The sequence below is a fragment of the Moorena sp. SIO3I8 genome (assembly GCF_010692325.1).
Lineage (GTDB): Bacteria > Cyanobacteriota > Cyanobacteriia > Cyanobacteriales > Coleofasciculaceae > Moorena.
The window spans coordinates 1-4,257 of record NZ_JAAHHW010000232.1 but is presented as its reverse complement, the minus strand read 5'-3'; the positions used below and the strand labels follow the sequence as shown (position 1 = coordinate 4,257).

Sequence of the window (4,257 nt, the reverse complement as noted above, 5' to 3'; positions counted from 1 at the left end):
GTAGGGTGTCAGTTGGCTACAGATTGCTGATCAAGTGGTGGTCACCTCAAACCGTGCTACCCATACTATTTCTCAAAGTGCTGGCTAAATACATACATCTTGAGAGGGAGTTCATGGATAAGAAAATTATCTACCCAATATCCGATTTTCATGGTCAGACCATGATCTGTAACCAACCACACAAATGGTATCAAATCTAATTGATTATTTACGAACCTTTACAAATATATCATAGTCATAACGATTTTGATTAGTAGGGTTTTCTTCAGGTGCGACAATCACGCGAATTTAATTCTTAATGGTAAGAGCGCACCTAAATATCCAGTATTAGAAAATACTTGATGGAGCTTTATCCTTGATCCTTTCCACCTTATCCTTGATCCTTTCCACCTTATCCTTGATCCTTCCTATTTTATCCTTGATATTTTCCACTTCATCGTTTAAAATTGCGACTTTATAATTGATCCTAAATCCTTGATCCTTCAAGAATACTCAATTCCAACAGGGTTACCTCCCAAACCAATCGCGGTTGAGCATAACTGAGCAGGTATCGCCGAGCTTGCTCTAGCTTTTTAATCATGTCTGGTTGAGTGTGTGATTGCCAGTAGCAGTGTTGTAAATACTTCACTAACCAAAGCTGAGTGTGGGTATCCAGCTTGTTGTCGATTTCCTTTGCCAGTGCTAATGCTTGACGGGATGTGTGGGGTAACTGGGTAAGTTGGGTAAGTAAGTTTGGAGGCATGGCTTTGAGTTGCTCAAAAGCAGCGATCGCTTCCCCCGGACTTCCCTGGGCAATGGCGAGTACTGATGGTTCCTGTAAAATCTGTTGATGACCGGTTTGCCGCAGCACTGTTGTCATAGTTTCGGGCCCCAGGCGATAAAATGGAATCCGCTGACAGCGAGACACTAGGGTCGGCAACAAAGATTCAGTGTTAGGTGCGATCACTATCAATGTAGCGTTTCCTGGTTCTTCGAGAGTCTTCAGCAAACCATTGGCTGCTGGCTCTGCCATAGTTTCTGCCTGCTCTAGTACCACCACCTTGCGCGATGCTTCTAGAGGAGAATTACTCAGAAACCGAGCAATTTCCCGAATTTGTTCCAACCGAATTTGGGGGGGTGCCTGACGCTGAATTCCTTTTTGGACAGCCTCTGTAGCAGAAACAAGTATACCATTGTGGAGATAGGTTGGCTCTACCCACAATACATCTGGGTGATTGCCCTGAATAAGTCGTTTTTTAATTGAGACTTGCCCATCAGCGGGGATACCTTGACAAAACAACTGTTCAATAAAAGCCCGTGCTACCAGACTCCGCCCCACCCCAGATGGACCGGCAAACAGGTAGGCAGGGGCAATGCGGTTGGTTGTAATTGCTCCGTGCAATAATGCGATCGCTTGGTCTTGCCCTAGGATAAAGTCGAACGCTCCTGGAACCATGATTTAAACCGTTCACGGAAAATCTTCTGAATGGAATTATGGACTTCCTCCTCACTGTAGCTAGCATCTACCCGAACAATCCGATGGGGATTTTGTTGATACAACTCCTGAAATCCCTGCTGCACTCGTCGGTGAAATGCTAAGTCAGCTTGCTCCATGCGGTCAACGGTTCCCCGCTGTCGCGCCCGTTCCAGACCAATTTCGACATCAATATCCAGCCACAGGGTGAGGTCACTTTCCAGTCCAGCGGTAGCAATTTGATTAAGCTCCTCGATCAATTTCAAGTCAATACCTCGCCCATAACCCTGGTAGGCAATTGTGGAATCCGTGTAGCGATCGCATAAGATAATTGCTCCGTTGACTAACTGTGGCTTAATCAACTCTTCAACATGTTCAGCCCGATCAGCAGCATAGAGTAAAAGTTCAGCCCGAGGGTGAATCGGTGAGGAATCTTTATCCAGTAGCAGTTGGCGAACCTTAGTGCCTAATAATGTTCCCCCCGGTTCTCTAGTGACTACAACAACGGGCATGGTTTGATCCAAAGTACCTAGACAGTCTTGTAAGCCACTAGCTCGAAGCCAATTTGAGCATCGCTGTAGTTGGGTAGTTTTACCACCACCTTCCACTCCCTCGAAAACAATTAGCTTACCGCTCAAGCCTACCTCCTTTACTACTCATGCATAAACATGTTGATAGCCTACAGCTTAAACCATGGGTTGAACAAGCTCAGGTAGTAAGCAAATTAGATGTTCAATAGGCGTCCAAATTAGCGTGGGCTAAAATTACTTCTCATTAAGCTGTGCTAATAAATACTGACGATATAAATCACAACTTGGCATGACGTAATTTCCGTCAAAGGTTATCAAACCTAGATTTTTTAATCTATTGATTAAGATTGAATCTAACTCAACACCTCTATCGGTTTGAATCACCTTGTTGAAGAAACTGGCTAACTCATGATTTTGCCTAAGTCTAGTTAATTTTAGCAGCAGATGAACCCTAGAAATTCCCTCTCCAGTAGGTGCTTGCTCAAGAATTTTTTCTAGGCTAAGGTTTTGGCAAGCCAAGTGATAGAGAGCAAGCTGCCTAGAGGGGCGACAATTAGGGGGAAAAATCAGGTATGACAAGGGGTTTAAGGAAATAGCCTCCGGAAAAATCGGAGGCTATTGTCAATAATTTTTATTTGTTGACAACAAAATTATGCAACGCCCTGAATTATTACCAAAAAAATGCAGCAGTAGCTTGGAGGAACAAAAACAAGTCTTATCACCAAGTATAGAGTTATTGAAAGAATGTTCCGATATCTAAAAAGAGTAGGATATAGTATGGAAGATACTAAATTCAATAATGACCGACTTGTTTCTATTATTTTATTGCGGTGCGCATTCCATCGCCTAGGTAATGCGCACCAATAGAAATTAATTTAGACTATAGTTGGGCATTTTTTTTAGGTCATAACGGCAAACATAAAGGTGTCTCACTATGTAAATAGTACCACTTAAAAACAAATATTATACAAACGACATAGTAATTTTTTTATCGTTCTGTTTAAACATAATTAATTTACTTGCTTTGTTTTTTTGTTTTTTTAGAATAGTTAATGCAATAATTTATCTCTTTATATCCCCATAAACATCACTATTATCGCCAATGTGTGAGAGCTGCTTTCCTTCTCCAGTAGGCTTTATAGCCTTCATTATCGCCCCCCAGGAAGTTTTAAAACTTACTTTGTAAAAATTTTTGTTTATTTTGAAAAACTATTTGCGTTCTTTAGTCCCCATGACTAGAGATGAGTTAGAACAAGCTCTAGTTGATTGTTGTAATTTTTTGACTAAAGAAGAGATAACAAAATTTTTTTATTATTGTTGTTATTGTAACTAAGTTAAGTGCAAACTGCTATAAGTCCTGGTGGTTTATGGGTAGAGATCGCCCTTCTTTGCCTGAACTAGCCACAGTTAAGGGTGCCTACAGGTAAACTATAACAGTAACCATAAACTATTCCCTGTCTAGGACAATTGAACCCCTGATGCTCACAGACCTTAACTTTAGTGGCTTAATCAATCAGCGCTTCTTCCACAATTTTGTGCCTGTACCAGCAACTAACGCCCTACAACTCGGAGCAAGGACACCTGATTTTGAGCTACCAGATATTACCAATAACCGTCAGACCAAATTATCCGATTATCAGGGTAAACAACCGGTCATCTTGGCATTCACCCGAATTTTCACAGAAAAGCATTACTGTCCCCTGTGCTTCCCTCACATCAAAAACATCAATGAGAACTACCAACGTTTCACTGAGAAAGGAGTTGAGGTGTTAATGATTACGAGTACAGATATCAGGCAAAGCCAACAAGTTGTTAACGATCTCAGTTTACGAATGCCACTTCTGAGCGACCCCAACTGTGGCACCTTTCGCGGCTATAACCTTGGTCAAGCACTGGGTGCTCCCCTACCTGGCCAATTTCTTTTAGATCAGCTAGGAAAACTCCGCTTTCAACATCTATTTTCTTTTCTCAATTCAAATGCTGAAGTAGAGACACTGTTAAATGCCATCGATACCCTCTTATGAGGTAAAGTCAATGGTCTTACCCCTACTCCCTACTCCCTACTCCCTACTCCCATTAACCCACTCCTAGTAAGTCCCTCACCCAATTGAGAACTGCTAGATATAATCATAGTCGAACTTGGGACAAGTGACTCCGGGGATTGAAGCGGCGACTTTCACGGATTTTTTCATAGTACTCCTGCTCCTGATTGGTGAGGTTTTTCGGAGTTACTATCGTAATTCGCACTAACTGATCACTACGTCCACCCTTAGA

5 protein-coding genes are annotated in these 4,257 nt (G+C 42.1%); 2 read left to right on the top strand and 3 right to left on the bottom strand.

Annotated features, from left to right (window positions below; all coding sequences use genetic code 11):
- The coding region (locus F6K51_RS35410) for a hypothetical protein (RefSeq protein ID WP_293030361.1) at positions 1-200 on the top strand (200 nt) is incomplete at its 5' end.
- Between the two features lie 266 nt (positions 201-466).
- Here F6K51_RS35410 and holB read toward each other — a convergent pair.
- From holB to F6K51_RS35395, 3 genes are all read right to left on the bottom strand, one after another.
- Positions 467-1,435: a DNA polymerase III subunit delta' gene (gene holB / locus F6K51_RS35405; RefSeq protein WP_293030358.1), complete on the bottom strand. Its 969-nt coding sequence runs from the start codon at positions 1,433-1,435 to the stop codon at positions 467-469.
- A complete protein-coding gene (gene tmk / locus F6K51_RS35400; RefSeq protein ID WP_293030355.1) occupies positions 1,405-2,091 on the bottom strand; it encodes a dTMP kinase in 687 nt (228 codons plus the stop codon). The genes holB and tmk overlap by 31 nt, the downstream gene beginning before the upstream one ends.
- A gap of 126 nt (positions 2,092-2,217) precedes the next feature.
- Positions 2,218-2,562 carry an AAA-like domain-containing protein gene (locus F6K51_RS35395; protein ID WP_293030352.1) on the bottom strand — a complete coding sequence of 115 codons (345 nt, stop codon included), beginning with the start codon at positions 2,560-2,562 and terminating at the stop codon, positions 2,218-2,220.
- A gap of 899 nt (positions 2,563-3,461) precedes the next feature.
- On the opposite strand from F6K51_RS35395, the gene F6K51_RS35390 reads away from it, so the two are divergent.
- Positions 3,462-4,007, top strand: a complete 546-nt coding sequence (locus F6K51_RS35390) for a redoxin domain-containing protein (RefSeq protein WP_293030349.1) — start codon at positions 3,462-3,464, stop codon at positions 4,005-4,007.
- Positions 4,008-4,257 lie beyond the last annotated feature (250 nt).

Coding starts and splice junctions, on each gene's coding strand:
- holB (WP_293030358.1), bottom strand. CDS start 1,435: ATGGTTCCAGGAGCGTTCGACTTTATCCTAGGGCAAGACCAAGCGATC.
- F6K51_RS35390 (WP_293030349.1), top strand. CDS start 3,462: ATGCTCACAGACCTTAACTTTAGTGGCTTAATCAATCAGCGCTTCTTC.